This is a genomic window from Bacillus sp. GMa5/1, from assembly GCF_050172015.1.
GTDB lineage: Bacteria > Bacillota > Bacilli > Bacillales > Bacillaceae_G > Bacillus_A > Bacillus_A cereus.
Window position 1 is genome coordinate 1 of record NZ_JBNLYC010000320.1, and the last position, 2,903, is coordinate 2,903.

Below are 2,903 nucleotides of genomic sequence, written 5' to 3' on the forward strand. Positions count from 1 at the left end.
TTCTACTTAATGAAATGTACCTATAAACGGACATTATAGCATCGATTTATTGAACTATTGGAGTAGGATTACTATAGAAGGTTACATAGGGATAGCATCAGGAAAATGCCAATTTACAACGATAAGGGAATTCAAAATTAAAAAGCCCAACTTCTCTGCAAATCAAAATAGAGAAATTGAGCTTTTTAGTTATTTCATTTCTTTATTGAATTCATTAACTGGAAGAAGTATTCAGGTTTATAAGTCTTATTTAGGTTATACCATGAATGTAATGCATCTGGTGTAAATACATCTATTTTTTTAAGTACCTCCATTGCAAATTCCAGAGGAGCTATTCCTGATGCAGTAACTAAATTCACATCAGATACCGCAGATTCCAACTCATAGAACTTTTCTCCTTTATAGTTAGGACATACCATTTTAGTATATTCTAAGTTATTACTTGTATGCTTTCTAGTATCCAAGTATCCCATATTCGCGAGGGCATCAGTTGCACCACAAATTGCAGCAACAATAGTGCCAATCTTTAAAGCTTGGCCAATTCTTTCCAAGATAGGTTGATGAATTTCTTCACTCCAAGTAGTCCCTCCGGGTAAAATTAAAAGATCTTTACTCTCAAGAGTACATTCATCAAGGGAAATATCTGGTTTTATGCTCAGTCCTCCCATAGTAGTAATCATTTCTTTATTAGCTCCTACTGTAATTACTTTTAAAGGTGCTAAATCTTTTTTGAAATATCTTCCTGAGTTTAGTTCAGCAATTAAATATCCATATTCCCAGTCCGACATTGTATTAAATACATATAAAAAAGCTTTTTTTGTTTGCATCTAATAACACTCCAATCACAATTTATATAGCTATTATAATATAACTTCCCTGACAGTTAACGTCAGGGAAGTTATCATACTTGATGAAATTTTATTAATTCAGACAGAACTTCAATAATTCTATTCTTAAGACTTATTGGCTCAATAACTTTAATAGATTTATTGTACGGTAAAAGTAAATAAGGTACATATGTGTGTATCATGTCTTTTTCAAGAAGAAACACTGCTTGATTTGAAGTCCGTTCTTGTAAATAATGTCCTAAAAACCAATGTTGGCAAATATCAGCCAATACACTTTTATCCCCATTAATAACCAAAGAAATAATAATTTCCTTATCTTCTATAGGTGGAAGAAGACTTTTTATAAAAAAGTCACGTGCTGAAAAATTTTCTGGCTGGTTAAACTTATTTTCGGTTAACATTAAACTTTCAATTCGATCTACTCTAAAACTACGTATATCATTCCTAAGATGACAAAATCCAATCATATACCATTTATTATTCCAATAGATAATTCTGTATGGATCGACCAATCTATAATTTAATTGCTTTTCGCCACTTTTATGGTAAAGAATTTTTACTGAGTACCCTTCAGCTACGGCCTGCTCCAACTCCTTCAAAAAAGTTTCTACAGAGAGTGAATTTAATCGACTTATTACTTCAAGACTAGTTAAATGTTGGTTTATTTTTGTTTCCTGCTCTTGATTTGAGTATTTACTTAGTTTTGAAATGGCCCTATTTAACGCTTCACCTCCATAATATCCGGCTTCTTCTGCAAAAACAGCAGCGTGAAATAGTGAAGTTTGCTCCTCAAAATCAAAAAAAAGAGGAGCCTCTACAAAATTGTTCAATAAAGTGTATCCACCGTTATGGCCTGGTTCTGAAATTATAGGTACGCCACTAGTTGAAATTGTATCAATATAACGATACACAGTTCTTATATTTATCTCTAACTTTTCTGAAATCTGTTTTGCAGTAATTTTTTCACCTGAACGTAGCATCCATAGAATTGCTAGCATATTGTCAATTTTAGGCATATAATTTCACCTCTATATGAAACTTATTTTCTATTATATATTTCCGATATTTGGTATAACTCATCAACTGTTCCTTTCCGATAGCTTTCTATATAATGAGGCCTAGACACATTTGTAATTTCATAAGTTTTTATTTACAGTCATATCTCCCTCTCTATAAAGCTTTACTGCATAATTCATTCCTGCATGATTTTTATGGTACTTCTTTGACCGACTTTTAAACTTTCCTTATTTCTTAGCTAGTTCAATGCCTTCACGCTATCGCATACGGATAAGATCACGTTCTAATCGGTTTACACCCGCCATAACAGTAATTAAGAATTGGATGTAGGGATTATCTTCTTATAAATCTAGCCATGTATCTTTTAAGGATATTAAATTTGCCTTTTTACTCCGTATGTTATCGATTAATTCAAATAAATCTTTTGTACTACGAGTAATTCGAGTTAAGTCCGTAACATAAATGATGTCACCTTCTTGTATACCCTCTAACATTTTTCGGGATTTATTACAATACTTTGTTTATATGGAAAATTTTTCTCGAAATTAATATCCAGTCCGATTTCGTTCAGTTGCTGAAATGGCCTTGAAGAATTCTGGTTAATTGAACTGACACGTATAATAGCATAAATGGTACTGCAAGCGTAACTAGTTTCTTTACTTTCATATTAACCTTTTCCCTTAAAACTAAAGAGATTTATACCTATGCATATAAAAAGATACATCTTTTATATACTGTTGGTTAAATTTGGATGAATATTATTTTATATTGAAAAAATAAATACGTCAAAATTATTTTAGGGAAATTATAAAAATCATATTATATATAGATTAGCAAGCTAATGAAAAAATGCCAAAAAAAAAAAAACGAAAAACGTGTTTCTATCTGAGAATTCATAAGAAAGGATGACGTTTTTATTTCTATTTGTATGTGTAATAAATTACACCCATTTCCTTGAGAATTTTAAAGGTTTTCATCCCCAATACCTTACGAGTTATTGTTACAGATCTTGGTTTTGTACAAAAAATCGATAGAAAC

Annotated in this window: 2 protein-coding genes and 1 pseudogene; all 3 read right to left on the minus strand. The window is 31.0% G+C overall.

Translation table 11 applies throughout. The annotated features are described in order from the left end of the window. Positions 1-194: 194 nt before the first annotated feature. On the minus strand, positions 195-827 hold the full coding sequence (locus ACQGSG_RS28030; RefSeq protein WP_048567649.1) for a type 1 glutamine amidotransferase family protein: 633 nt from the start codon (positions 825-827) through the stop codon (positions 195-197). Positions 828-901: 74 nt separating this feature from the next. Beyond that, a complete protein-coding gene (locus ACQGSG_RS28035) occupies positions 902-1,864 on the minus strand; it encodes a helix-turn-helix transcriptional regulator (protein ID WP_048567650.1) in 963 nt (320 codons plus the stop codon). A 63-nt stretch (positions 1,865-1,927) separates the two neighbouring features. Beyond that, positions 1,928-2,496 (minus strand): annotated as a pseudogene (locus ACQGSG_RS28040) (recombinase family protein). Between the last annotated feature and the right edge of the window lie 407 nt (positions 2,497-2,903).

What these genes read in the sequence shown, in the direction of transcription:
- ACQGSG_RS28035 (WP_048567650.1), bottom strand. Translation starts at nt 1,864, where the DNA reads ATGCCTAAAATTGACAATATGCTAGCAATTCTATGGATGCTACGTTCA.
- ACQGSG_RS28030 (WP_048567649.1), bottom strand. Translation starts at nt 827, where the DNA reads ATGCAAACAAAAAAAGCTTTTTTATATGTATTTAATACAATGTCGGAC.